The organism is Klebsiella sp. CTHL.F3a (assembly GCF_019890895.1).
GTDB classification, from domain to species: Bacteria; Pseudomonadota; Gammaproteobacteria; order Enterobacterales; family Enterobacteriaceae; genus Klebsiella; species Klebsiella grimontii.
The window spans coordinates 4,738,033-4,763,858 of record NZ_CP082360.1 but is presented as its reverse complement, the minus strand read 5'-3'; the positions used below and the strand labels follow the sequence as shown (position 1 = coordinate 4,763,858).

Genomic DNA, 25,826 nt, shown 5'->3' with positions numbered 1-25,826 from the left:
GCTAAATCAGACGCCGCGCGGCCGGCAGGCTGAAATGCATTCGATGCATCGGGATTATTCGCCTTACGCAATGGCGTCGAAGGGGAAGTCACGTTTTGATAGCGACATAACTTGCCGAAAAGTGGACCGATATGTCGCAGATGATCTTAAGAACCGATGCCCCAGCCAGGCCAGGCTTCAGGCTTAACGGCTGGCCGTGGCTGCTGCCAGCGTTGCTGCTGCTGCTGTGGTACGTCGCCGCTCGCGAAGGATGGATGCCGGAGCAAATTTTGCCCGCGCCGTCGGTGGTTGCCGATACCGCGCTATCGCTGCTGAGCGGCGACCTGCTGGCGCAGTGGGGATTCAGCCTTCAGCATCTGGCGCTTGGCCTGCTGTTGGGGGCCACTGCCGGCACGCTGCTTGGCGCGCTGTTCGGCCTGGTCCCGGCCGCCGCGCAGCGCGTGGAGCCGCTGTTCTACGCCCTGGCGCAAATCCCGACGCTCGGCTGGATCCCGCTGTTTATGGTGCTGTTCGGCATTGATAACGGCCTCAAGCTGGCGGTTATCGTCAAAACCACCGTGGTGCCGATGACCATTAATACGCAGCAGGCGGTGGCCGGCGTGCCGCTGACCCTGAGCGAAGCCGCAAGGGTGATGAACTTTTCCCGCTGGCAGCGGCTGCGCTGGCTGGTGATCCCGGCAAGCCTGCCGGGCTGGTTTACCGGCCTGCGTCTGGCGCTGTCCCAGGCTTGGGTATCGCTTATCGTCGTTGAACTGCTGGCTTCTTCGGAAGGCATTGGCTACCTGATGGTCTGGGGCCGCCAGCTGTTTCAGCTGGATATCGTCTTCGTCACCATTGCGGTGGTTGGCCTGAGCGGCATGCTGATGGAGTGGGCGGCGAACCGCGCCTGTGCCCGGCTGGTGTTCTGGCCGCAGCCAGCCGCCGGACGCCTGGCGTGGAAACCGCAGGCCAGCTGGCGGGCGCTGCAGCTGCCGTTGGTCCTGCTGGCGCTGTGGCAGCTGGCAAGCTCGTGGGGCTGGATCGATGGCGCGCTGTTCTCTTCGCCGCTGGCGGTGGCGGCGCGTTTTATGCAGGGCGCCCTGAGCGGGGAGCTGACCGCGGCGATGCTGGCAAGCCTCGGGCGAGCCTTTGTCGGCGGCGCGCTGGGGATTGCGGGGGGCCTGCTCTGCGGACTGCTGCTGGCGCTGCGCCCGCGCGCCGGGCAAATTTTCACGCCTACGCTCAACGTGCTGCGTCATATCGCCCTGTTTGCCTGGCTGCCGCTGCTGACCGCGTGGGTGGGCAACGATAACGGCGGCAAAATCGTTTTTATCGCGCTGGCGTCGTTCTTTCCGATGTTCTTCAGCACCCTGCAGGCCGTGCTGCAGCGCAACCCGCAGCTCGATGAGGTTGCCAGAGTGCTGCGGTTAGGTGAAGTAGCGCGCCTGCGCAGGGTCATTCTTCCCGGCGCGGCGCCGGGGATCTTCGCCGGTCTGCGGCTGGCGCTGATTTACGCCTGGCTTGGCAATATCGGCGCGGAATATTTCATGTCCTCCGGCGTCGGCATCGGCAGTCTGATGATCAATGCCCAGCAGCTGCTGGATATGCCCACCATTCTTTGCGGCATGGTGCTGGTCGGTATTACCGGCGCGGCGCTGGATAAAGCCGGACGTTTACTGGAAATGCGCGCCACCCGCTGGCGTCAACAGGAGCAGCTATGACCTCTTCGACTCTGGTCTCTTTTCGTCACGTGCGTAAATCCTGGCAACAGGTGACGGCGCTACAGAATTTCAGCCTGGATATCGCCGCCGGTGAACTGGTGGCGCTGGTGGGCAGCAGCGGCTGCGGCAAATCGACGCTGCTGCGGATGCTGGTAGGCCTTGAGTCAGCGACCCAGGGCGAAATTCGCATTAACGGCGAGCGGGTCACCGGCGTGGGCAAAGAGCGCGGCATCGTATTTCAGGAGCCGCGCCTGTTTCCGTGGCTTAACGTGCTCGACAACGTGATGCTCGGCCTGGCGGATGAAAAGCTCAGCCGGGCGGCGAAGCGCCAGCGGGCGCTGGAAATGCTGGAACGCGTGCAGCTCAGCGAATTCGCCAACGCGTTGCCCGCGCAGCTCTCCGGCGGGATGGCCCAGCGGGTGGCCATTGCCCGCGGCCTGGTGGCCCGTCCGCAGATCCTGATGCTCGATGAGCCTTTCGGCGCGCTGGATGCCCTGACGCGTCACACTCTGCAGCAGGAACTTTTACAGATCCACCAGCGCGCGGGAACCACCACGCTGCTGGTGACGCACGATGTGGAAGAGGCCGTCGCTCTGGCCGACCGGGTCGTTGTGCTCTCGCCGCGTCCGGGGCGGATACGGGAAGTGGTGAGCCTGGCGCTGCCCCATCCGCGCCAGCGCGATGATGCTTCGTTTAGCGCCGCCTGCCGCCAGATTCGCAACCTGATTACCTCTGCCTGATTCTTTTATTTAAGGAGCAATATATGGGATATCCTTCCGTCTACCCGACCGGCGCCACCCTCTACGATCCGTCGCGCGCCTGGAGCGGCTACACCCTTTTCCAGGCCACCGAACACGGCGCGGTGCTGGTGGATATGAACGGCCGCGTGGTGCGCGAATGGCCTGAACTGCACGGGTTTCCCAATAAAATCCTGCCCGGCGGCGCGATCCTCGGCCACAGCGGCGAGCGCGACCCGCGCTACGGTATGCAAGATATGCTCGACCTGATCCAGGTGGACTGGGAAGGCAACGTCACCTGGAAATTCGATCGCTACGAGCAGGTGAGCGATCCGGGTAATGAAACGCGCTGGATGGCGCGCGCGCATCACGACTATCAGCGCGCGGGTAACCCGGTGGGCTACTACGCGCCGGGGCTGGAGCCGCAGGTGGATGGCGGCAATACCCTGATCCTCGCCCACACCAATCTGGTTAATGAAGCGATTTCCGACAAGCTGCTGCTGGACGACACCATTATTGAAGTTGACTGGCAGGGCAACGTGGTGTGGGAGTGGCGCTGCAGCGACCATTTCCACGAGCTGGGTTTCGACGACGCGGCGCGTACCGCGCTGTACAACAACCCGAATATGCGCGCCAGCGGCGGCGGTATGGGCGACTGGATGCATATCAATTCGATGTCGGCGCTGGGGCCGAATAAGTGGTATGACGCCGGCGATGCGCGTTTTCACCCCGACAATATTATCTGGGACGCCCGCGAATCCAACATTATCGCCATTATCGACAAACAGAGCGGCAAGATCGTCTGGCAGCTGGGCCCGGACTACAGCAAGCCGGAGCTGAAGCACATCGGCTGGATCATCGGCCAGCACCATGCGCATATGATCCCGCAGGGGCTACCGGGCGCGGGTAATATCCTGATTTTCGATAACGGCGGCTGGGCCGGATACGGCGCGCCGAATCCGGCATCGGCGGACGGCGTGAAAAACGCCTGGCGCGATTACTCCCGGATCCTGGAGATCAATCCGCTGACCCTCGATATCGAATGGCGCTACTCGCCCTATGAAGCAGATCTGCCGCAGCCGACCGATTCGTACCGCTTTTACAGCCCCTATATCAGCAATATGCAGCGCCTGGAAAACGGCAATACCCTGATTAACGAAGGATCGAACGGGCGCATTTTCGAAGTGACCCGCGACCACGAAATTGTCTGGGAATATATTTCGCCGTTCTGGGGCAAGACCCTGAACAACAATATGGTCTATCGCGCCTACCGCATTCCCTATGGCTGGATCCCGCAGCTGGCGCAGCCGCAGGAGACGCCGATTGCGGCGGTGGATGTGCGTACCCTGCGCCAGCCTGGGGCGGCGGGGGCCGGTCCGGCGCAGAGCGTGGTGCGGGTGGCAGGCGTGAAGCCGTACAGTAAAAGTGCCGATGCGCTGTGCGTGGCAACTGATAACGATACCCTGCGCCGCAGTCCGAAGCTGTTCCGCGTCGCGGAAAGCGCGTTCACGCCGATAAGCGCGGCGAGCGAGCTGGAGAGTGAACGGCCGGTGCTGCTGTTCGTTGGCGCGGAACGCTGCGTGCACTGCCGCAAGCTCTGGCAGCTGCTGGCGCATGAGAAACTCAGCTCGCGAATTGCTCAACTGGATACGCGTTATCTGGATGCCGATCGGCATCAGGCGCTGGCGAGCGACCTCGGCGTGCGCGGTCTGCCGACGCTGCTGCTGATTAAACCGGGACAGCCGGCATCGCGTGCGCCTGCGCAGCTCTCGGTGGACACGCTGTTTGACTGGCTGAATCGCGCAGCCGGGTAATCCGCGACTACGGCGGACTGGCGTGTGCCGGTCCGCCGTTTATCTGACGGATAAACGCCAGCGGCGAATAGCCCATCGCTTTGCGGAACATCGCGGTAAAGGCAGCCGGATACTCATAGCCCAGACTTAGCGCAACTTCGGTAACCGAATTCCCCTCACGCAGCGCCGTCATGGCGTACATCAGGCAGGCCAGCTGGCGCCAGTCGCAAAACGCCATCCCGGTCTCGCGACGAAACAGACGATTAAACGTGCGTACGCTCTTACTCAGCTTTTGCGCCCACTGCTGCGGCGTACTGCGGATACTCGGCTGGCGCTGAAAATCGCCGCATAACGCCGCGAGGCGGCTGTTCTGCGGAAGCGGCGTAAACATCGGCAGCGGCGCGGCGGCGCGCAGTTCATGGAGCAGCAGCGTAATCAGAGCGGCATCGCGCCCGCTCTCTTCATACAGCAGCGGTAGCCGACAGGCGGCCAGCAGCAGCTGATGGGCCAGCGGAGAAACCTGTAAGACTTCGCAGCGCTCGTTTTCCCGCGGGGCGTCCCGCGCGTCAATATACAGGCTGTGGGTGCTGACGCCGGGCATCCAGACGCGATGCGGTTTCGTCGCCGGGATCCAGACCCCGCTGAACGGCGGTACCAGCCACTGGCCGTCGTCCGTTTCGACCTTCATTAATCCGTTCATGGCGTACAGAAACTGCGCCCGGCGGTGGCTATGCCGCTCCAGAAGGGTGTTGGGCGGATAGTCGCTGCCCAGCGCCAGTACCGGGCGAGGAAGATGGTCGACGTCATCAATCGCAACGTTGCGCATAAGTGTAGCCCTGGCTGAAATTCGTAATAGATTGGCTTTAAAGCGTAAGCCGGCCATCGCCTTATTCTATATCGTTACCTCCTTTTGTGGAGGCTTTCCAATGAGCGACTGGCTTTTTCTGTGCGGCATACTTTCCGGCATCACGACCTGGCTCTTTGGCTTCGGCGGCGGTTTCGTTACTGTCCCGCTGCTCTATTTACTGGCGACCAACGGGTGGGGAGCGCAAAGCGCCGTCGGGCAACAGGCGATGCAGATCGCCGTCGCCACCTCGGCGCTGGTTATGCTCTGTTCCGCGCTGCTGGCGACCTGGCGGCACGCGCGTACCGGTATCCTCCGCTGGCGCCGCTTATGGGCGATGCTTACCGGCATTGCCGTGGGCGGAACGGCGGGCGCGATGCTGGCGCTTCAGGTGAACGGGGAGTGGATCCGCTGGCTGTTCGTTATCTACCTACTGGCGACCATTATCGATTGCTACTTTCGCGCCGGATTTATGACTCCGCCGTCCAGCCGGGTGGTGCCGACGGCGCCCCATGAGCTGACGGTAGGGGGCGTCATTGGCCTGATCGCCTCTTTTCTCGGCGTCGGAGGAAGCGTGATGACGGTTCCTTTAATGCGCCGTCGCGGCGTGCTGATGTCTGAAGCCGCAGCGATGGCCAACGTCCTGACCCTGCCGCTGGCGGCAACGGCGACGCCCACCTGGCTGTTGATGGCGTGGCTGTCGCCGGTGGCGCTGCCGGCTGGGTTTGTCGGCAATATCTGGCTGTCGGCGGCGGCGCAGCTGGTGGCGGGAAGCTGGCTGGGATTAAAAATCGCCTCCCGCTGGCTGGCGCGTTTACCGGATCGCTGGCATGTGCGAATTTATCCGCTATTGCTGATAGCGGTGCTGCTGGTCATGAGCTTGTGGGGATGAGGAGGGAAGCTACCTCGCCGCGTATCTGCCCGGGCGACCGCTCAGCACAATGCCGTGGAGGCGTAGCCCGGGTAAGCGTAGCGCGACCCGGGAAAACCCGCACTGATGCGTGAATCCCGGCGCATTCCCCGAGTCACGCGCTGTCTTGTAAATTTTTCGTTAACCATGCTAATGTTTATGCACGTTAACTAACAGGTGACCCCCGTGACGCATAGCGCCATCTCTGGACATTTCCTCTCCTGCGCTGATTTATCGGCGGGCCGGATGGTATCATCGCGTCGTCGCCTGTATTCCTGCGCCTGCCCTCCGCCTCCTGAATCCGTGGTAACCGGGGTCTGACCTCCGAACTTTATGGTACTCGTTGATAACGCGTACCGACCGCAACACATTCAGGATCTGGAACACATTTATGCATTCTCGATACGCTTTGCTCGCCTCGCAGGCGACAACGGCAACCTTTGTCCTGCTGTGGGGCAGCGCCGCGATTTTTACCCGCTGGGGGCTGGACAACGCATCGCCGATGGCGCTGCTGGTTTTCCGTTTTCTGATAGCCCTGCTGGCGCTGCTGCCGCTCGCTATTTTGCGCAAACGCTGGCTACCGGCGCGCGGGACGCGATTGCAGGTCATCATCAGCGGACTGATGCTGATTGGCGGCTATTCCGTCTGCTACTTTGAAGCGATGGCCCACGGCGTGACGCCGGGGCTGATTGCCACCATCATGGGCATTCAGCCGATTCTCACCCTCTGCGTCGTTGAGCGGCGGCTGCAGGGCATTCGGCTGCTGGGCCTGCTGCTGGCGCTGGCGGGGCTGGTTCTGCTGGTATGGCGGAGCCTGGCGGCTTCGCAGATGGCGGTCAGCGGCATTATTTTTGCCCTTGCCGCGCTGCTGCTGATGACCTTTGGCGCCATTTTGCAAAAGCGTAGCCGCCAGGCGCCGGTTGACGTTCTGCCGCTACAGTATCTGGTTAGCCTGCTTTTGTGCTTATTTATGGCGCCGGTGAGCGGTTTTTATGTTCACTTTAGCGCAGGCTTTATCATCCCGGTGCTGTTCCTTGGCCTGCTGATTTCGGTCGTGGCTCAGCTGCTGCTCTATCGTTTGCTGAGCGCCGGGAATATCGTTAACGTCACCAGTCTGTTTTATCTGGTGCCGGTGATTACCGCGCTGCTGGACTATCTGATGCTGGGGAACCGACTCCCCTGGGCGGCGGTCGTCGGTATGGCGGCGATCCTTGGCGGAATTATGCTGGTGTTTCGCGCGCCGAAAGTTAGCGCCGCATAGCCAATGACCCAGGTATTTCGCCCGGGTCATTCTGCTGTCATTTTTCTTGCGCATGCTCTCGCGAGACGCCGTGGCCGATAAGGGAAAATAAACGATGGGTAAAACGCTGACCATTTTCGATCTGGATAATACGCTAATTAAGGGAGACAGCAGTACGCTGTGGAGCCGCTTTATGGTGCGTGAGGGCTGGGTAAACGATCTTGATTACCTGGCGCGGGAAGCGCGACTGATGGAGGACTACGACCGCGGCGAAATGAATATCGCCGATTATGTCGCCCTGATTCAGGCACCGCTGATTGGCGTACCAAAGCAGGACGTAGACGCGCTGCTGGCGCGCTGCGTACGCGAAGAGGTTATGCCGCGCGTATATCCGCAGGCGTGGGATTTGATTCGGACTTTACAGGCGAAGGGCGAGCAGATGCTGGTGATCTCGGCGTCGGTCAGCCTGCTGGTACAGGCGGTTGCGGCGGAGCTGGGCATCGAGCAGGCGCTGGGAATTGACGTCGTAATGTCCGACGGTGGCTATAGCGGCGTGATTGCCGGTACGCCGAGCTATCAGCAGGGGAAAGTCGTGCGCCTTCAGCAGTGGCTGGCAGCCCATCCCGACTATTCGGGCGAGATAACCTTCTACACCGATTCAATCAACGACCTGCCGCTGTGCCTGCATGCCGATCGCGTACGGCTGGTCAATCCGTGCCCGCAGCTGGCGGCGGCGAACGCGCAGCACCGGTGGCCGGTGCTGACGTGGCGGCTGTGATTTTCCCCCGGGCGGCGGCGTAAACGCCTTACCCGGGCTACTTTTTCGTGCCGGTTGGGTAGCCCGGACAAGTGCGCAGTACCGTTTCCGGGAAAAAACTAATCAGCTTTAAACAGCGGCACCGCGCTGCCGCCGATATAGCGGCGGCGCAGCCAGGCGGACAGCGTATCCATCGCCATCACCACCGCCACCAGCAGCAGGGTAATAAACATCACCACGTCCCAGTTCCACAAGCGCATATTTTCCGCATAAATCAGGCCGATGCCCCCCGCGCCGACAAAACCGAGTACGGCCGCGGAACGGGTATTCGATTCAATCTGATACAGGCTGAGCGCCAGAAATGTCGGAAAAGACTGGGTAAAAATGCTGAAGCGATGCTTCTGCAAACCGTTCGCCCCCACCGCCGTCAGGCCGCGTCCCGGTGAACGGTCAACCGCCTCATGCCCCTCGGCATACAGACGGCCCAGCAGCCCGGTATCCTGCATGATAATCGCCAGCACCCCGGCCAGCGGCCCGAGCCCTACGGCGCGGACGAAAATCAGCCCCCAGATAGCCATATCGATGCCGCGCAGCACGTCGAACAACCGGCGCATCAGCAGGGCGATGATCCCCGGAACAACGCCGCGCATAATGTTGCGCGCCGCGAGAAAAGAGAGCAGTAGGGCGATAACCGTCGCGGTAAGCGTCCCGGCGAAAACAATCGCCAGGGTAATGGCGATTTGCGTGAAGTAATAGCGAAACGGCCAGTTGAAAAAGTCGTGCCAGACGAACATCCGCAGTAGGTAGCGACCCATCTGCTGCAGCCCGGCGGCGAGCTGCCCGCCGCTGATGCCGAACTGCATAAAGAACCAGACATAATAGAGCACGCTGGCCAGCGCCAGCAGGCCGACATAGCGCAGATAGCGCCCCTGGGCCTGATATAAATGCCGATGCTGGCGGCGGCTGGCGGCGATATCCGGTTGTTTTTGCCACTGACTCATTTTTTCCCCTCCAGAACCCACTGCCGCAGGCGGCCGGACAGCATATCCAGCAGCGATACCACGATAATAATCAGCAGCAGCGTGATGCTGACCTGATCGTAACGATCCAGTTTGATGTTGGTCATCAGCTCCTGGCCGATGCCGCCCGCGCCTACCAGCCCGAGGATCGTCGAAGAGCGGAAGTTAATTTCGAGCCGCATAAAGCCGTAGGAGAGAAAAATGGGTTTCACCTGCGGCCACAGGGCGAAGCGAATACGCTGCAGATGCGACGTGCCGCAGGCGGCCAGACCGCGCACCGGTTTATCCTGGGCGCTCTCCACCGCTTCATAGAACAGCTTGGTCAGGCTGCCGATAGTGTGCAGCATCAATGCCAGAAAGCCCGGTATCGCCCCGATACCAAAAGCCATCACGAAAATGACCGCCCACGCCAGCTCCGGCATGGTGCGCAGAAAAGCCACCAGCACGCGGACGGCAACCCGCAGCGGGGCAGGGGACCAGGCGTTGCTGGCGGCAACGAACCCCAGCAGGGTGGCTATCGCCACCGCCACCAGCGTGGACGCCAGCGCCAGCTGCAGCGTCTCCCAGATCAGCGGCAGCTGTATCGGCAGACGATAGCCCCAGTAAGCCAGCGAACCTTTGGTATGCGAATCGGCAAACAGGTCGGCGATGCGCAGCGTCGGCAGCGTCTCAAACATGTAATCGAAAAAGTTGGGCAGCGAGTGCCAGATAGTAAAGAGATTAAACTCGGCCATGCTGCCGGCGGCAAAATAGAGCGCCAACAGCAGCAGGGATCCGCTCAAGGTATCGCGCTTTTGCCGCGAGCGGACCTGCTGGTAATAGCGTTCGAATTCGGTATGGGTGTTATTCATGCGTCGTGGTGTCTTCAACGAGTCGCCGCTGCCCGCGATAGCCAGCGGGCGACGGCGTCAGGGGCGGGATTAACGCGCGCTAACCAGTTCGCGTTTCATATCGATGATCTGCTGAAAATCAGCCACGCTTCCCGGGCCGATGTGCTGAGTACCGCCCATCGCCTTGATAAAGCAGGCGTGATCGTCAGTATCGAGCTTTTTAATCGCGGTAACGACTTTGGCCTTAAAGTCCGCCGGCAGGGCATTGCTGACGAGGATCGGACCGTTCGGGATCAGCGGCGATTGCCAGATAATGCGAATTTGCTTCATCAAATCCGGGTGATCCATGCGAATCAGGCGGTTAAAGGCGCCGACGCTGTAGCCGCTGTTATAGTCGCCGACCATGGAGGTCCAGGTCACCGCGCCGGCAAACTGGCCGTTCAGCACCCCCAGAATATCCTGCTCGTGGCCGCCGGAGAAGGTCACGCTGGAGAAGAAGTTATTGTATTTGTTATCCGAGGTGCCGCCGAACTGCTGTTTAAAAGCGTGGTTCGGAATTAAAAAGCCGGAAGTGGAGTCCGGGTCGGCGAAGCCAAAGGCTTTGCCCTTCAGATCTTCTAACTTTTTATACGGACTGTCGGCTTTGACAATCACCACCGAGTGATAGCCGCGGGACTGGTCTTTATCATCTACGGCAATCCCGACAATATCGACGGCCTTAGGATTGTTAATATAAACCGAAGCGTATGATGACGGCGACATGCTTAATACGACGTCAACTTTTCCGCCCAGCAATCCCTGAATTACACCGGAGTAGTCGGAAGAGTTACGCAACTTCGTATCGACGTTCAGTTCTTTATCGAGGAACTGTTTAACGCACTGGTTATCACCAATTTGCTGCGTTGCGTTTTGGCCGCCAAGGATGCCCAGATTTAATTCCTTCGGCTGTTCAGCAGCGCCTGCCTGCCACGCCATCATAATGCCTGCAACCGCTGCGGATAAACGAACTGCGCCAGTGATGTACTTTTTCATTATTTTGCCCGTGTGAGTGAAATTTAATGCAATTGGCTAATTTCATCGCCGTACAGCTGGTGCAGAATTTCCTGATTCAGCTGCGCGGGATGGTCGTCAAAAATAATCTTGCCCTTGGCCACGCCGATAACCCGCGTGCAATATTCACGCACCAGCTCCACCGAATGCAGGTTTACCATCACGCTGATGCCCTGTTCGCTAATTTCGCGCAGGACATTCATAATTCGCTGCGTATTTTTCGGGTCAAGAGACGCGACTGGTTCATCGGCCAGTAAAATACCGGGGTTTTGCATTAATGCCCGGCAAATGGCCACGCGCTGCATCTGGCCGCCGGAGAGGTTTTCCGCCCGCTGTAGCGCTTGCGGCAGCATATTCATCCACTCCAGCAGAGAGATCGCGCGGGCGCGGTCGGCGTCGGGGAAGACTTTGAATAAGGATTTCAGGGTTGAGGTCTGGCTCAGGCGCCCCAGCAGCACGTTGGTCAAAACGTCGAGGCGCGGGACCAGGCAGAAATCCTGAAAGATCATGCCGCACTGGCTGCGCCAGGCGTTTAACGCGCGGCCTGACAGCTTTGATACGTCCTGCGGCGTCCCCACTTCCGGGAAGCTCAGGATCTCGCCGCCGCTGGCGCTATGGGTGCCGTTCAGCAGGTGCAGAAGCGTCGATTTACCGGCGCCGGAACGGCCAATCACGCCAACCAGTTCGCCCGCATGAAGATCGAAACTGATGCTATCCAGAACGGTTTGCTGCGCGTTCCAGGATTTGCTCAGGTTACGTACGCTCAGGACCTTGCGCTGCCGGTCGGTATAGGGGGGCGTAAACGGTTGAAAATCGGTTTCTGCAACCGCAGCCAGAGAACTGTTCATAAATGCGTCCAGGTTCGTCAGTCAACTGGGCACTATTAATGGTGTTTTATATGACTGTCGGATGACAGTAAGACGAACAAATAGTGAACGGACGCAAGAATTGAGGTAGCGGGTGGCGAAAAAGCCCGACAGCGGTCACACTTTTGTATCCACAAGCGGGAATCCGGTCAGGGTCTGCTACCTTTAATACGCTTTGGCAATGAGATTAATAATGATACGTATTTCCTCTGATAAATATAATGCGGTGTATGCGATATTTGCAGGGGAAATTTACCGCCTCGGGCGCAAAGGCATCATTCAGGATGTTCGTGCCAGGCTTCTTGCTGAGTCGGTTTAACCGAATAGTTAATCTTTTCGTGCTTGATTACGATTGGCCTCGATAAATTTTTAGTCGGCGACCAGGCCTTTTGTGCGGAGTGTAATTTCATTATTTACGCTAGTTAATGGAATTAACCACTGATCTTGTGTTGATTATTGGCATTATGTTCTTATTTTTTGAATTTGTTCGACTTTTTTGCATTTCCGAATGAAACCCTCGTTAAGAATAGTCTTAACCAGTAATGGCTAAGATCCTGGAACATATAATATTCACTTAAGAATCCCCGTACGCAATGCTAATAACCATATGAAAATAAATGCTTTTTGTGTTTAACTCAATATTCTTATTTTTATTGTTTTGGCTTAAATTGACCTGTTCGGTAATTAGCACTCTGAGCACTTATTGACACACATGGAGAAAAATCCTAAATTTGATAACACAAGAAACAAGCAAGTCATTTAGCGTTCTTTGTCTCAAGCAATACTATTTTGAGTTTTAGGTTAGATATATTAAAGAGGGAATTTGCTGACTTAGACTTTGCAGGCCTGGGCTATCAGCAGTGTTGTGATACGTTCAAGATTTCCAGGACTATGGGGTTTAACTTTATATGGATTATAAATATTCTTTGGATCAGTGCATCTGGCCAGCGCATGACAGTTATTTTCTTAAAGGACTCGCTGAGCTAATTATTGATATCGATAACTTAATTTACCTGTCACTTGAAAAGGTACGCCGGGAATTTGTATTTATTAATCTTAGCGCCAGTTCGCTGAACTATTTTATCCGCCGCGATAATGAGTGGCTGGCTGAAATGAAAGGAAAACAGATCGTATTAATTGCCGCAAGGCGCTCGGAAGCGTTGGCCAATTATTGGTATTACAATGGCTCTATTCGTGGCGTGGTTTATGTCGACTTAGCGAAAGATATTCGTCAGGAGCTGGCATACGTTATTAATGGTCGTTTTCTACGCAAAGATATAAAGAAAGACAAAATTACCAACAGGGAAATGCAGATAATTCGTATGACGGCGCAGGGAATGCATCCAAAATCTATCGCCAAAATTGAAAATTGTAGTGTGAAAACGGTTTATACCCATCGGCGAAATGCCGAGGCAAAACTGTATTCAAAGATATATAAGCTCGCGCTGTAATTAGTAATGGACGTAATTTTTAAAATTGTGCACCAGGTCGTAACCCCAAAATAATTTGTGCCGCAATAAATATTATGCGGCCTGAATTATGGCGGGAAATGCACACAGACGTGGGACATCAGGTCCCTTAATAAACTCAGGATGAAAAAGCTATGAAAAAAAAGGTTCTTGCAATTGCTCTGGTAACCGCGTTTGCCGGTATGGGTGTCGCTCAGGCAGCTGACGTTACTGCTCAGGCAGTCGCTACCTGGTCCGCAACCGCCAAAAAAGACACTACCAGCAAGCTGGTGGTGACTCCGCTGGGCAGCCTGGCTTTCCAGTATGCCGAAGGGATTAAAGGCTTTAACTCACAGAAAGGCCTGTTTGATGTGGCTATCGAAGGTGACACCACCGCGACCTCATTCAAACTGACTTCTCGTCTGATCACGAACACTCTGACTCAGTTGGATACCTCTGGTTCAACCCTGAGCGTGGGCGTTGACTACAACGGCGTTGCGGTCGAAAAAACGGCTGACACCACCATGATCGACACCGCTGCGGGCACCCTGGGCGGCAACCTCAGCGCGCTGTCTAACGGCTATAACACCGCTGGCCGCACCACCGCGCAGGACGGTTTCACGTTCTCCATCATCAGCGGCACCACCAATGGTTCTACGGCTGTCACTGACTACAGCGCCCTGCCGGAAGGTATCTGGAGCGGTGACGTCAGCGTACAGTTCGACGCGACCTGGACCAGCTGATCCTCTCGTAGCACAAGGCAGGGGGAACGTCCCCCTGCCTTATTTCACGGACTGAATTCATATGAAAAAACACATTCTGGCCATCAGCCTGTTGCTCAGCACAATGACGCCAGCCCTGGCGCTGGATGTGGGCGATATCTCTTCATTTATGAACAGCGAAAGCAGCACGCTGAGTAAAGAGATCAAGAACACGACCGACAGCGGTCGCTTAATCAACATCCATATGGAACGCCTCTCTTCGCCGCTGGATGGCGGTAAGGTGATCCCGATGGATAAGCAGGACGAGATTTTACTGACCCCGGCTAGTCTGCTGCTGCCCGCGAAGGCCAGCGACGTGATCCGCTTTTTCTACAAAGGCCCGGCGGATGATAAAGAGCGCTATTACCGCATCGTCTGGTTCGATCAGGCGCTCAGCGATGCCCAGCGCAATGGCTCGACCCGCAGCGCGGTCGCCACCGCCTCGGCACGCATCGGCACTATCCTGGTGGTGGCGCCAAGGAAAGCAAACTTTCGCTATCAGTACGCCAACGGCACGCTGGTCAATACCGGTAATGCGACGTTGCGCATTCTTGCCTACGGCCCGTGTCTGAAGCCGGCTGACGGTAAAGAGTGCAAGGAAAATTACTTCCTGATGCCGGGTAAAGAGCGTCGCTTCACGCGCGTGAACGTTGCGGACAAAAAAGGACGGGTTGCGCTCTGGCAGGGCGAGCAGTTTGTTCCCGTGAAATAGACATTTCTTATGACGGATCAACATCATGGCTCAACCAGGGATCGCTCCAGGATTAAAAACACTCTTTGCCTCCGGCATGGTCATTTTGCTGGTTCCATTTAGCGTCACTGCCGCCTCCGACAAAGTACAGCAAATCGGCGGCGTGATTATCCCCCAGGCCTTCAGCCAGGCGCTGCAGGACGGAATGAGCATTCCTCTGTTTATTCACCTTGAAGGCAGCACCGGCACCCAGGACGATCAGCGGATCGGCAATGCCTTTATCTGGCTGGATAACGGCGTGTTGCGCGTACGGCAAATTCAGCTGGAAGAAAACGATAATAACGCCACCGTCAGCGATCAGACCCGCAAACAGCTCACCGCGCTGGCCAATGAAGCTTTCAGCAAAGAACTCAACATTAGCCTCACAGATGATGCGCAGCTACAGCTCAGCCTGCGCCAGCTACTGCTGCAGCTGGTGGTGAAAAAAGAAGCGCTGGGTACGGTACTCCGCTCGCGCAGCGAAGATATCGGTCAGTCCAGCGTCAATACCCTCAGCAGCACGATGAACTATAACCTCGGGGTCTATAACAACCAGATGCGTAACGGCGGCAATAATACCTCCAGCTATCTGTCGTTGAACAACGTCACCGCGCTGCGCGAGCACCACGTGGTGCTCGACGGCTCGCTGTACGGTATTGGCTCCGGTAATCAGGACAGCGAAGTCTATAAAGCGATGTATGAGCGCGACTTTGCCGGTCACCGTTTTGCGGGCGGGATGCTGGATACCTGGAATCTACAGTCCCTTGGCCCAATGACCGCCGTTTCGGCAGGGAAAATTTACGGCGCTTCCTGGGGCAACCAGGCCAGTTCGACGGTATTTGATAACAGCCAGTCGGCCACGCCGGTGGTCGCCTTTTTACCCGCCGCCGGGGAGGTCCATCTGACCCGCGACGGGCGCCTGATGAGCGTGCAGAACTTTGCCATGGGTAACCACGAAGTGGACACCCGCGGCCTGCCTTATGGGATTTATGATGTCGATGTTGAAGTGATTGTGAACGGCCGGGTGGTCAGCAAGCGTACCCAGCGGGTCAATAAATTGTTCAGCCGCGGACGCGGCGCCGGCGCGCCGCTGGCCTGGCAGTTCTGGGGCGGTAGCTTCCATATGGACCGCTGGTCCGAAAGCGGTAAAAAGACGCTGCCGGCAAAAGACAGCTGGCTGGCGGGCGCATCGGCCTCCGGGTCGCTCAGCACCTTAAGCTGGGCGGCGACCGGCTACGGTTACGATAACAACGCCGTCGCCGAGACGCGCCTGACCCTGCCGATCACCGAGTCCATTAACGTGAACCTGCAGAATATGCTGGCCAGCGACAGCTCCTGGAGCAGCATCGGCAGTATCAGCGCCACGCTGCCCGGCGGCTTTAGTTCGGTGTGGGTCAACCAGGAAAAAACGCAGATTGGCGACCGGATACGGCGCAGTAATGCCGACAACCGGGCTATCGGCGGCACGCTGAACCTCAATTCACTCTGGTCAAAGCTGGGTACCTTCAGCATCAGCTATAACGACGACCGCCGCTATGACAGCCACTACTACACGGCGGATTACTACCAGACGCTTTACACCGGCTCATGGGGATCGCTGGGCCTGCGCGCGGGCCTACAGCGCTTTAATAACGGCGACAGCAGCGCCAGCACCGGGAAATATATTGCGCTCGATTTCTCGTTGCCGCTCGGCAACTGGTTCAGCGCCGGGATGACGCACCAGAATGGCTACACCATGGCCAACCTGTCGGCGCGTAAACAGTTTGATGAAGGCACCATCCGTACCATCGGCGCCAACGTTTCGCGGGCGATTTCCGGCGACACAGGTGATGATAAAACCCTCAGCGGCGGCGCGTATGCTCAATTTGATACCCGCTACTCCACCGGCACGCTGAATGTGAACAGCGGCGTGGATGGCTATGTGAACACCAACCTGACCGCCAACGGCAGCGTGGGCTGGCAGGGGAAAAATATCGCCGCCAGCGGCCGCACCGACGGCAACGCCGGGGTGATTTTCAAAACCGGCCTTGAGGATGACGGCAAGCTGAGCGCTAAGGTGAACGGCCGTATTGTTCAGCTCTCCGGCAACCGTAATTACCTGCCGCTGTCGCCGTACAGCCGATATGAAGTGGAGCTGCAGAACAGTAAAAACTCGCTCGACAGCTACGACATCGTGACCGGGCGTAAGAGCCAGCTGACCCTTTATCCGGGCAACGTGGCGGTGATTGAGCCGGAAGTGAAGCAGATGGTGACGGTCTCCGGGCGTATCCGCGCGGAAGACGGCACGCTGCTGGCCAACGCGCGCATTAATAACCATATCGGTCGTACCCGCACCGATGAGAACGGTGAGTTTGTGATGGACGTGGATAAAAAATATCCCACCATCGATTTCAGTTACGGTAAAAACCAGAGCTGCGAAGTGGCGCTGGAGCTGAGCCAGGCGCGCGGCGCGGTGTGGGTGGGCGATGTGGTCTGTAGCGGCCTCTCCACTTATGCCCGCACGCAGCAGACAGGAGAAGGTAATGAAAGCTAAATGGCTGGCATGTTTAGTGATGTTAACGGCAGCGCTGAGCGTGACGCGGGTCAACGCAGCGGTCACCAAAACCACCTGGCCGGATGCGGCGGCCATGCAGTTTGTGTTTGTCGAAAACAACTCGGATGATAACTTCTTCGTCACCCCCGGTGGGGCGCTGGACCCGCGAATGACCGGGGCCAACCGCTGGACGGGGCTGAAATATAACGGCTCGGGCACTATTTATCAGCAGAGTCTGGGATACATCGATAACGGCTATAATACCGGTCTGATTGCCAACTGGAAGTTTGATATGTGGTTTGATAACTCCCCCACATCTCATCCGTTACAGGGGCTGCGCTGTATCAACTGGTATGCGGGCTGCGATATGGCCACCAGCCTGATTCAGCCGCAAACTACCGACGCCAGCGGTTTCTATGGCGCTACGGTGACCAGCGGCGGGCAAAAGTGGATGCATGGCATGATGTCCGATGCTTTCTACCAGTATCTGCAGCAGATGTCGGTGGGCAGCAGCTTCTCAATGACCATTAACTCCTGTCAAACTTCTGTTAACTATGACGCTACCAGCGGCGCGCGTTGCAAAGATCAGGCTTCAGGTAGCTGGTATGTACGTAAAGTCACCCATACCAAAGCGGCAAACCTGAAGCTGATTAACACCCATGCGCTGGCGGAAGTGTTTATCAACAGCGACGGGGTTCCGACGCTGGGCGAAGGCAACGCCGACTGCCGTACGCAGACGATTGGCCCCCGTTCCGGTCTGAGCTGCAAAATGGTGAACTACAATTTGCAGCATAATGGCCTGAGTAATACCTCAATTCATATTTTTCCGGCGATCAGCAACTCGGCGCTGGCCTCCGCGGTCGGAAGCTACGATATGCAGTTCAGCCTGAATGGGAATTCATGGAAACCGGTGAGCGGCATCTCTCAGTACTACACGTTTAATGAGATGAAATCATCTGACTCGGTTTATGTATTTTTCTCCAGTAACTTCTTTAAGCAGATGGTCACGCTGGGCATTAGCGATGTGAATACCAAAGACCTGTTTAATTTCCGTTTCTATAACACCACCTCGCCGGAGTCAGGCTGGTATGAGTTTTCCACGTCCAACACGCTGATTATTAAACCGCGCGACTTCAGCATCAGCATTATTTCCGATGAGTATATCGCAACGCCGACGCGCGAGGGCTACGTGGGCACCGGCGAGCCGTCGCTGGACTTTGGCTATATTGTCACCACCAGCGGCAAAACCGCCGCCGATGAAGTGCTCATTAAAGTGACCGGGCCAACGCAGGCGATCGGCGGACGTTCATACTGTATTTTCACTTCACCGGACGGTACGTCGAGAGTGCCGTTCCCGGCGACGCTGGCGTTTACCACCCAGACAGGGGCTATCAAAACGTATGACGCCGGATGTGATGATACCTGGCGCGATATGACCGATGCCCTGTGGTTAACCACGCCGTGGACGGATATTTCCGGCGACGTGGGACAGATGGACAAAACGACGGTGAAGTTTTCCATTCCGATGGATAACCCGATATCGTTGCGCACGGTGGAAGATAACGGCTGGTTTGGTGAAGTGAGTGCTTCAGGAGAAATTCATGTTCAGGCGACGTGGCGTAACATTAACTAATTTGCTGCGGATGCTTATCTGTCTGCTGTCGCTCGGATTGGCGACCGCGGCACAGGCCATCTCGGTCGGTAATTTAACTTTCTCGCTGGCGGCGGAAGATAATTTCGCGTCTAAACGGGTCATTAATAACAATAAAAGCGCCCGCTTGTATCGGGTCTCTATTGTCGCTATTGACCGTCCCGGCGGCAAAGAGGTGCGCTCCCGTCCGGCGGACGGCGAGCTGCTGTTTGCCCCGCGCCAGCTGACCCTTCAGGCGGGGGAGAGCGAATATTTTAAGTTTTACTACCACGGCCCGAAAGATAACCGTGAGCGCTATTACCGGGTCTCCTTTCGTGAAATACCCACCCGCAATTACGTGATGCGTAATCAAAGCGGGACGGAAGTGAGTATGGATCCAGTGGTGGTAGTGGACACAATCCTGGTAGTACGCCCGCGCCAGGTACAGTTTAAATGGGCCTACGATCGTGCGGCGGGTACCGTCAGCAATACCGGGAATACCTGGTTTAAGCTGCTGATTAAGCCCGGCTGTGATACGACGGAAGAGGAAGGAGACGCATGGTATTTACGGCCGGGGGACGTTGTCCGCCAGGCCACGCTGCGCCAACCGGGGAACCACTACATCATCTATAACGATAAATTTATTAAAATGACCAAAGACTGCCCGGTGAAGTAACCGGGCAGCTTTTTTCGCACTTCGTCGCTAAGCCGCGCGCCCGGCATACCGGCGATTCGCCAGCAGGCTCAGGCCGCAGCACAGCAAATAATAAACCGCGCCGGTAAAGACAAATATCGCCAGCGGGTAAATCTGCACCCGGTTATTCACCTGTCCGGCGACGGTGGTCAGTTCAGGCACGTTGACGATAAACGCCAGCGAGGTGTCTTTGAGCAGGCCGATAAATATCCCAACCAGCGACGGCTGAACGTTGCGCAGAGCCTGCGGCAGCAAAATCAGGCGCAGCGTCTGTCCGGGGGCAAAACCCTGGGTCAGCGCCGCTTCGTACTGCCCGCGGGGCAGCGATTGCAGGCCCGCCAGCACCGAGTGCATCACCGACGCGGCGGTAAACCACGCCAGCGCCACCGTGACGGTGACAGCGCCCGGTAGATCGCTGCCGGTGAGCATGGGCAGCAGATACCACAGCCAGAAAATCACGAAAATCAGCGGGATGCCGCGAATAATCTCCGCCCACAGAAATAATAATCGCCGCACGATGCCGCCGTAGCGCCAGGCGATACCCGCCAACAGCACCCCGCCGGGCAGCGCCAGCGCGGCGGCGCCGATAGCCATCAGCAGCGTTAACACCACGCCGCCGGGAATACCGTCCGCCAGTCGTCCCCACAGCAGATAGTCGAGGTTATCGACAATCACCGCCAGATTAGCGTTCATACCCGGCTCTCCTTTGCTGATTTTTTCCCGGGCCGAGACGCGTCAGCGCCACGCCCATCACCACGCCAAGCGCCAGATACAGCGCGGTGCCGATGGCAAAGGCCTCCAGCGCATGCGCGTTGTAACTCTCAATTTGCCGCACCTGATAGGTGAGTTCGGCAAAGCCGATGCCGCTCGCCAGCGAAGAGAGCTTCATCAGATTCAAATACTGGCCGATAATCGGCTGCCAGGCGTTTGCCAGCCCCTGCGGCAGCAGAATGTGGCGCAACTCCTGCCAGGGGGTAAACCCCTGCGACAGCGCCGCTTCCCGCTGACCGTGGCTAACGGCGCGCAGCCCGGAAGCGATCTCTTCGATCAGAAACGCCGAAGTAAAGACCCCAAGCCCCCACATGGAGCAGAGAAACTCCGGCGTTAGCCACCAGACGTTGCCCGGCAGAATCGACCAGCTGTGGTCGTCGTTAATAAAATCGCGCGCCCCCAGCGGCAGCAGATTCCAGGCGGCAAAATACCAGAACAGCAGTTGCACCAGCAGCGGCGTATTGCGGAACAGCGATACCCAGGCCGCCACCAGCCAGCGTCCGGGCCGGCCGCCCCCGAGACGCAGCGCCAGCAGCAGGATAGCCAGCACGGTCGCCAGAATCATCCCGGCGACGCTGACCCAGACGGTGGTGAGAAAGCCGGAGATTATCCATTGCAGCGGCTGTCCGCTCAGCACGCCATGCCAGTCAAGATGCGGGATCACGCCTCACTCTCCTGGTGCAGCGGGTCGAGCACCTTCTGCAGGAAACGGCGGGTGCGGGCGTGCTGCGGTCGGGCGAAAAACTCGGCCGGCGGCGCGACTTCGAGAATATCGCCGCCGTCGATAAACACCACCCGATCGGCAATTTCGCGGGCGAACTGCATTTCGTGGGTCACTACCACCATGGTGATCCCGCTGTGGGCCAGGGTTTTCATCACCTGCAGCACTTCGCCGATCATCTCCGGGTCCAGCGCCGACGTAGGTTCATCAAATAGAATAATCTGCGGCGAGGAGGCGAGGGCGCGGGCGATTGCCACCCGCTGCTGCTGGCCGCCGGAGAGCTGGGCCGGCATCTGCCCGGCTTTATCCGCGAGGCCAACCTGGCTGAGCAGCGCCAGCGAGCGCTCGCGGGCGGCGCTTTTGCCCCAGCCGTGGACGCGTTCCAGCGCGAGGGTGATATTCTCCTGCGCCGTCAGGTGGGCGTAGAGATTAAACTGCTGAAAGACGAAGCCGACCCGGCTGCGCAGTTGGCGCAGGGCGCTGCCGGTAAGCTGGCGCGTCGGTTTGCCGTCGATCAAAATCTCGCCGCCGCTGAGGGACTCCAGCTGGTTGATCAGGCGGATCAGGGTTGATTTGCCCGATCCCGAAGGACCGAGGATCGCCACCACTTCGCCGGGTTCAACCTGTAAATTTACGCCGTTCAGCACCCGATGATCGCCGTAGCTTTTGGCGACATCGCGGAACTCAATGCTGGCGCGCTGCAGATGCGAAAAATCCGCGGACGATGCCGCGGAGCGTGAAAATAGAGCCGATAACATAATCTTTTTTCTGCTTATTTAGCTTCGATAGTAAAGGCGCGCGGCTGCGGGGTTTTGGTGCTCGGGCCAAACCAGACGTCGTAAATTTTTGCCGCTTCACCGGATTTTTCCAGCTTAACCAGCTCGTCATTTACCGCTTTCAGCAGGGCCGGTTCGCCTTTCTTCACGCCGACGCCAATCTCTTCTTTGCTCAGCAGATCGGGGATGATTTTGAAGTTGGCCTTGTCCGGCGCTTCCGCCAGCAGTCCAGCGAGGATGGTGCTGTCCTGAGTAATGGCCTGCACGTTGCCGTTGCGCAGGGCGGTCAGCGCCAGCGGAATGTCGTCATAGGAGAGTACGCGCGATTGCGGGAAACGCTGATGCAGCGCCTGTTCGCCGGTGGTGCCTTTTACCGCGCCGATGCGCGCTTTGCTGTAATCATCAAGCTTATCCGGGGACTTCGCCGGGACGAGGAACTGCTGGCCGGTCACGAAGTAAGGCGTTGAGAAATCAATCACCTGGGCGCGCTCCGGGGTGATGGTGATATCGGCGACGATCAGGTCGGCCTTACCGGACTGCAGCAGCGGAATACGGTTGGCCGGGTTGGTGGCGACCAGCTCCAGCTTAACGCCGAGAGATTTCGCCAGCGCTTCGGCGAAGTCCACGTCGTAGCCGACGATTTTATGCGTTTTCGGGTCTACCGAGCCGAACGGCGGGTTAGCGTCGAAGGTGGCGACTTTGACCACGCCGGCGGCTTTGATATCGGCTAATTGATCGGCCTGAGCCTGCGCGGCGAGCACCAGCATGCCCAGCGCCAGCGCGATTTTTGTTTTTGCAATGCGCATGGTTATTCCCCTGAATCCCTGTTTTGTTTTGTGTTTATCACGCTCCCACAAATCGCCCGTCGGCGGCAAAGAAGAAAAAGTTCTTATCTATAACGAAAAAGAACTTAACAAAATTGTGGATATTGTTTACCCGTTCACGGGTAACGGTGAGGCATTTTCTGCGGATTGAGAGTGAACGGAAACCTTGCGCACAGAATTACAAATCAGGCTCCGGCAAACGCTGCGGGTCCTTCCCAGCCTGCGCTGCGCTTGGTTGGGCTACGGGGCCTCAGTCGTCTGGGGTCGTGTAGCCCGGATAAGACGTTTGCGTCGCAATCCGGGAAAGGCCGCAATATGCATCCCACAGAATTACAAATCCGGAATTGATATTTCCCGTCCGTCGTCAACTGTGGTTGAAATAGACCCAGGCAAAAATGCTTCCCGACGGAGGAGAAAAATGAAAGTGGCGCTGTGGCAACGCATAACGGGCTGGCTGGCTTCTTTATCTGGATCTGGCGGAGAAGCCGGGCAGCAGGATACCCAACGCATTATGGAGGCAATATTACCGGTCGCCAGTCTCTATGGAATTGAACTTGGCAACGTAGAAACAAGATCAATCAGCCATGAATCCCCCTTGGGAATAGAATGAGACCTGAGGGGAGTCTATGAAGTTTGTGATTTGTTTGATAACAATTAACTTTCGACTGAAATATCGTAGAAATTACGTTAAGATATTTAATTAAACATTAGCGTTTAGAGGATAGGGAATGGAAGGGAAAGGATTATTTAAATATAGTCTCATATCGTTTTGTGTAGGATTAGCACCTATACTTATAATGTTTTCAATATATTTCAGTGCGCCAGATTCACCAATGATATTGAATCTTTTCGCGTATGCGGATGGGCACGCCAGAACTTTTTCAGACCAGCACCTTCAGATAAGTACTATTGCATCAGCGTACACAAAGATTGCTCCATGTTTTGTAGTTCTCATGTATTTATTTTGCTGGAACAAGTTCAATATTAAGTCCATTAACCTTGACATAAAAAGATGGTTAAAACTTTTCCCTGTATTAATTATTTTTACAATTAGCATTTATGCATTGCTGTACATAGGAACCACTGACTTATCTACCAGCAGTCGCAAATCTCTTCGATTGATTGCCCAGAATGAATACCTACTAATGACTTATTATATGGGTATATATCTGGCTAACTATTTTTTCATATGGCTATTTATTTTCTATTGCTACCCACTTAAAGCCTTGCCTGTATTTAAAAAGCGGGAGTAACCCCGCTTTAACTTTATATACTTAACAAATTATTTTTTAAAAAATCCTGCTATTGATGTATTAATCTCATCAACTTTTTTTGCATCAATGAAGGATGCCGCAAATGCTATAGCAATAATAGCAATGAAGGTCAATGCCGTAATTGCAACAGCAGGAATGGCAATCATTTGGACCGCTGCACTAGCAAGTATTGAAGTGACAATACCAAGAGCTACAGAAGCCGCTACACCGCTAAGAATCATAGCCTCAAGCTCAAGCGCAAGAGGTTTCCAGTTCCCTGTAGTTAAACCTTCGTCAGTATACTTTATGACTTTAGCTGCTTTCAGCGCTTTATCTGCAACACTAAAAGCCACACCCAAACCTTTAAACTGAGAGGCAAGGACTGCTTTATCCATACTCTTCAGCGCGTTAGAAAGAGCTTTTTTATCAGCCTGACTAAGCTTCATATTAGGGTTGGCCTGAATCTTAGTTAAGGAAGCAACGGCATCCTTATAACTACGGACTTTTTTGCCGTCAAAGTTTTTAATATTAGTGGCAATTTCTTTAGCAATTTTATTATATTGCGCATTTAATTTCTTACTCAACTTCTCACCAGCATCTGAAATTATTTCTGATGCCTGAGTAAGCAAGTCCTTTTGTTTCTCATTTACAAGATAAAGTTTAGCAACAGCTAGCGCTTGGTCACCCATTTCACCAATTCGGCTTCCAACTGTGCCATCACTATATATGTAAGATAGGATATCGTTTTTATGCTTGTGTATTACGAGATATTTCTCTGTACCAAAGTTAACCATATAGTGAGTTTCATCTTTAAATGAATTCCCTACATAGATTGAAGGACTAGCTAATGAACCGTTTTTGTAATTCCCCACCTTCCACTTTTTCACATCAGCCTTAAACTTAGCTGATTTATATTTATTACCTTCTTTGACAGACTTAGCATCCTTCTCATCTGCCCATGGCACGCCACAAATTCCTGGATTGAGGGGATGAGTTCCGATAATAGTGGCAATCATCCCATTACCGAGATCAATTTCAACAGCCCCACCCCAAGCCATATTTGCACCGTTTGATGAATTTGAGGAACCAGGGTTTCCACCACCGTTACCGTTGCCACCACCTGCACTTGACGAGTTATTGGGGACGCCTGAAAACCCTCCAACTTTATTTGAGGTGTGGTTACCGTTCCCGGATGATACGGTACTAGTCTGTCCTTGGATATTTGCTGTATATCCCCCATCACCGTCGCTTTGAATGTTTGATACCTGCGAAGCTGAAATCTGTGTACCACCATAACTATTGAATTGAGATGCAATATCTGCGGCTGACGGTGCTCTAAGACCGCCACCACTTCCACCACCGTCGTCACCACCATTGTGTACACCATTCGACCAACTACCACCAAATCCCGTCCAAGCCATAATTTATATCCTTTTAAATTTGTGAAACAGAAATAACATCAAAACAACTGTATGTATATACAGTTTTTTTGATGTTATGATGATCATTTTACAAAGTCAATAATTATTGTGTACGTATTAGCATTTTATTGATTAATAAGTGATTATCTCGATTTTTAAATAACCAATGGGCATACATTCACTGTGATAATATTTCCTTCTCCACAACTTTCCCTTTGGCAAATCACATACTCCGTAGACTTGAGTCAGCTCATCGAGCTGATTCATCTCTTTTACGAACTATGGAGAGACTTATGGCTGAAGAATCTATGACAGTTACCAGCAATACGAACAGCAGCGTTCATTATTACTTGGTCTTTTGTTTTTCTTTCATTAATAGTGCGAAAGGAGCTAATAGGATAGCAAATAGAAAACACATCATAGGTATTATTACCTGAAAGAATTTCAGAGCACCCTCATCACAATACTATTTTTTCCAGAAGTTGGGGATGACTCTTACACAAAAATTTACCACAACA

General features: G+C 55.7%; 24 protein-coding genes. 14 read left to right on the top strand and 10 right to left on the bottom strand.

Annotated features, from left to right (window positions below; translation table 11 throughout):
* Window positions 1–131 precede the first annotated feature (131 nt).
* From K7H21_RS22405 to K7H21_RS22395, 3 genes are read left to right on the top strand one after another with little or no spacing between them, the layout of a single operon-like run.
* A complete protein-coding gene (locus tag K7H21_RS22405) occupies window positions 132–1,700 on the top strand; it encodes an ABC transporter permease (protein ID WP_004129431.1) in 1,569 nt (522 codons plus the stop codon).
* Entirely contained in the window at window positions 1,697–2,440 is a 744-nt protein-coding gene (locus K7H21_RS22400; protein ID WP_004129433.1) for an ABC transporter ATP-binding protein, read from the top strand. Before K7H21_RS22405 ends, K7H21_RS22400 begins: the two co-directional genes overlap by 4 nt.
* A gap of 23 nt (window positions 2,441–2,463) precedes the next feature.
* Window positions 2,464–4,251 carry an aryl-sulfate sulfotransferase gene (locus K7H21_RS22395; RefSeq protein ID WP_123828426.1) on the top strand — a complete coding sequence of 596 codons (1,788 nt, stop codon included), beginning with the start codon at window positions 2,464–2,466 and terminating at the stop codon, window positions 4,249–4,251.
* 7 nt (window positions 4,252–4,258) lie between these two features.
* On the opposite strand, the gene K7H21_RS22390 is transcribed toward K7H21_RS22395, so the two are convergent.
* Entirely contained in the window at window positions 4,259–5,056 is a 798-nt protein-coding gene (locus K7H21_RS22390) for an AraC family transcriptional regulator (protein ID WP_223035375.1), read from the bottom strand.
* A 100-nt stretch (window positions 5,057–5,156) separates the two neighbouring features.
* Between K7H21_RS22390 and K7H21_RS22385 the strand changes: the two genes are divergently transcribed.
* From K7H21_RS22385 to K7H21_RS22375, 3 genes are all read left to right on the top strand, one after another.
* Window positions 5,157–5,966 (top strand): sulfite exporter TauE/SafE family protein, encoded by an 810-nt coding sequence (locus tag K7H21_RS22385; RefSeq protein WP_223035374.1) that lies wholly within the window; start codon window positions 5,157–5,159, stop codon window positions 5,964–5,966.
* Between the two features lie 409 nt (window positions 5,967–6,375).
* A complete protein-coding gene (locus tag K7H21_RS22380) occupies window positions 6,376–7,245 on the top strand; it encodes a DMT family transporter (RefSeq protein ID WP_123828424.1) in 870 nt (289 codons plus the stop codon).
* Between the two features lie 94 nt (window positions 7,246–7,339).
* A complete protein-coding gene (locus tag K7H21_RS22375; protein ID WP_087828298.1) occupies window positions 7,340–8,002 on the top strand; it encodes an HAD family hydrolase in 663 nt (220 codons plus the stop codon).
* A 98-nt stretch (window positions 8,003–8,100) separates the two neighbouring features.
* On the opposite strand, the gene phnE (K7H21_RS22370) is transcribed toward K7H21_RS22375, so the two are convergent.
* The 4 genes from phnE (K7H21_RS22370) to phnC all read right to left on the bottom strand — a co-directional run bounded on the left by phnE (K7H21_RS22370) (window position 8,101) and on the right by phnC (window position 11,728).
* Window positions 8,101–8,982 carry a phosphonate ABC transporter, permease protein PhnE gene (gene phnE / locus K7H21_RS22370; protein ID WP_087828299.1) on the bottom strand — a complete coding sequence of 294 codons (882 nt, stop codon included), beginning with the start codon at window positions 8,980–8,982 and terminating at the stop codon, window positions 8,101–8,103.
* Window positions 8,979–9,851 carry a phosphonate ABC transporter, permease protein PhnE gene (phnE, locus tag K7H21_RS22365; protein ID WP_223035373.1) on the bottom strand — a complete coding sequence of 291 codons (873 nt, stop codon included), beginning with the start codon at window positions 9,849–9,851 and terminating at the stop codon, window positions 8,979–8,981. Before phnE (K7H21_RS22365) ends, phnE (K7H21_RS22370) begins: the two co-directional genes overlap by 4 nt.
* Window positions 9,852–9,920: 69 nt before the next feature.
* Window positions 9,921–10,862 (bottom strand): phosphonate ABC transporter substrate-binding protein, encoded by a 942-nt coding sequence (phnD, locus tag K7H21_RS22360; RefSeq protein WP_029669800.1) that lies wholly within the window; start codon window positions 10,860–10,862, stop codon window positions 9,921–9,923.
* A 23-nt stretch (window positions 10,863–10,885) separates the two neighbouring features.
* Window positions 10,886–11,728, bottom strand: coding sequence for a phosphonate ABC transporter ATP-binding protein (phnC, locus tag K7H21_RS22355; RefSeq protein ID WP_004129455.1), 843 nt, complete (start codon window positions 11,726–11,728; stop codon window positions 10,886–10,888).
* 926 nt (window positions 11,729–12,654) lie between these two features.
* Here phnC and ecpR point away from each other — a divergent pair.
* The 6 genes from ecpR (at window position 12,655) to K7H21_RS22325 (ending at window position 19,524) form a co-directional block, all read left to right on the top strand.
* Complete coding sequence (gene ecpR / locus K7H21_RS22350; protein WP_004129457.1) at window positions 12,655–13,197, top strand: ECP biosynthesis operon DNA-binding transcriptional regulator EcpR; 543 nt, start codon at window positions 12,655–12,657, stop codon at window positions 13,195–13,197.
* A 152-nt stretch (window positions 13,198–13,349) separates the two neighbouring features.
* Window positions 13,350–13,937 (top strand): common pilus major fimbrillin subunit EcpA, encoded by a 588-nt coding sequence (ecpA, locus tag K7H21_RS22345; protein WP_004129459.1) that lies wholly within the window; start codon window positions 13,350–13,352, stop codon window positions 13,935–13,937.
* Between the two features lie 61 nt (window positions 13,938–13,998).
* Window positions 13,999–14,667, top strand: a complete 669-nt coding sequence (locus K7H21_RS22340; RefSeq protein ID WP_004133761.1) for an EcpB family pilus assembly chaperone — start codon at window positions 13,999–14,001, stop codon at window positions 14,665–14,667.
* Between the two features lie 25 nt (window positions 14,668–14,692).
* Window positions 14,693–17,218, top strand: coding sequence for a fimbrial biogenesis outer membrane usher protein (locus K7H21_RS22335; protein ID WP_004129463.1), 2,526 nt, complete (start codon window positions 14,693–14,695; stop codon window positions 17,216–17,218).
* A gap of 19 nt (window positions 17,219–17,237) precedes the next feature.
* Complete coding sequence (ecpD, locus tag K7H21_RS22330; RefSeq protein ID WP_228751082.1) at window positions 17,238–18,851, top strand: fimbrial adhesin EcpD; 1,614 nt, start codon at window positions 17,238–17,240, stop codon at window positions 18,849–18,851.
* Window positions 18,820–19,524 (top strand): fimbria/pilus periplasmic chaperone, encoded by a 705-nt coding sequence (locus tag K7H21_RS22325; protein WP_004129473.1) that lies wholly within the window; start codon window positions 18,820–18,822, stop codon window positions 19,522–19,524. The genes ecpD and K7H21_RS22325 overlap by 32 nt, the downstream gene beginning before the upstream one ends.
* A gap of 27 nt (window positions 19,525–19,551) precedes the next feature.
* Here K7H21_RS22325 and K7H21_RS22320 read toward each other — a convergent pair whose 3' ends face one another.
* Genes K7H21_RS22320 through K7H21_RS22305 form a run of 4 tightly spaced genes read right to left on the bottom strand, consistent with a single transcriptional unit; the run spans window position 19,552 to window position 22,616 of the window.
* Window positions 19,552–20,235 carry an amino acid ABC transporter permease gene (locus tag K7H21_RS22320; RefSeq protein ID WP_004129475.1) on the bottom strand — a complete coding sequence of 228 codons (684 nt, stop codon included), beginning with the start codon at window positions 20,233–20,235 and terminating at the stop codon, window positions 19,552–19,554.
* Window positions 20,225–20,977, bottom strand: a complete 753-nt coding sequence (locus K7H21_RS22315) for an amino acid ABC transporter permease (RefSeq protein WP_004129476.1) — start codon at window positions 20,975–20,977, stop codon at window positions 20,225–20,227. Before K7H21_RS22315 ends, K7H21_RS22320 begins: the two co-directional genes overlap by 11 nt.
* Window positions 20,974–21,792 (bottom strand): amino acid ABC transporter ATP-binding protein, encoded by an 819-nt coding sequence (locus K7H21_RS22310; RefSeq protein WP_004133749.1) that lies wholly within the window; start codon window positions 21,790–21,792, stop codon window positions 20,974–20,976. Before K7H21_RS22310 ends, K7H21_RS22315 begins: the two co-directional genes overlap by 4 nt.
* 14 nt (window positions 21,793–21,806) lie before the next feature.
* Window positions 21,807–22,616, bottom strand: a complete 810-nt coding sequence (locus K7H21_RS22305) for an ABC transporter substrate-binding protein (protein WP_004099328.1) — start codon at window positions 22,614–22,616, stop codon at window positions 21,807–21,809.
* Window positions 22,617–23,052: 436 nt separating this feature from the next.
* On the opposite strand from K7H21_RS22305, the gene K7H21_RS22300 reads away from it, so the two are divergent.
* Together K7H21_RS22300 and cui are read left to right on the top strand one after the other, a co-directional pair.
* Entirely contained in the window at window positions 23,053–23,244 is a 192-nt protein-coding gene (locus K7H21_RS22300) for a hypothetical protein (protein WP_223035372.1), read from the top strand.
* Between the two features lie 118 nt (window positions 23,245–23,362).
* On the top strand, window positions 23,363–23,887 hold the full coding sequence (gene cui, locus K7H21_RS29415; protein WP_223035371.1) for a colicin immunity protein Cui: 525 nt from the start codon (window positions 23,363–23,365) through the stop codon (window positions 23,885–23,887).
* Between the two features lie 29 nt (window positions 23,888–23,916).
* On the opposite strand, the gene K7H21_RS22290 is transcribed toward cui, so the two are convergent.
* Window positions 23,917–25,308, bottom strand: coding sequence for a colicin-like pore-forming protein (locus K7H21_RS22290; RefSeq protein ID WP_223035370.1), 1,392 nt, complete (start codon window positions 25,306–25,308; stop codon window positions 23,917–23,919).
* Between the last annotated feature and the right edge of the window lie 518 nt (window positions 25,309–25,826).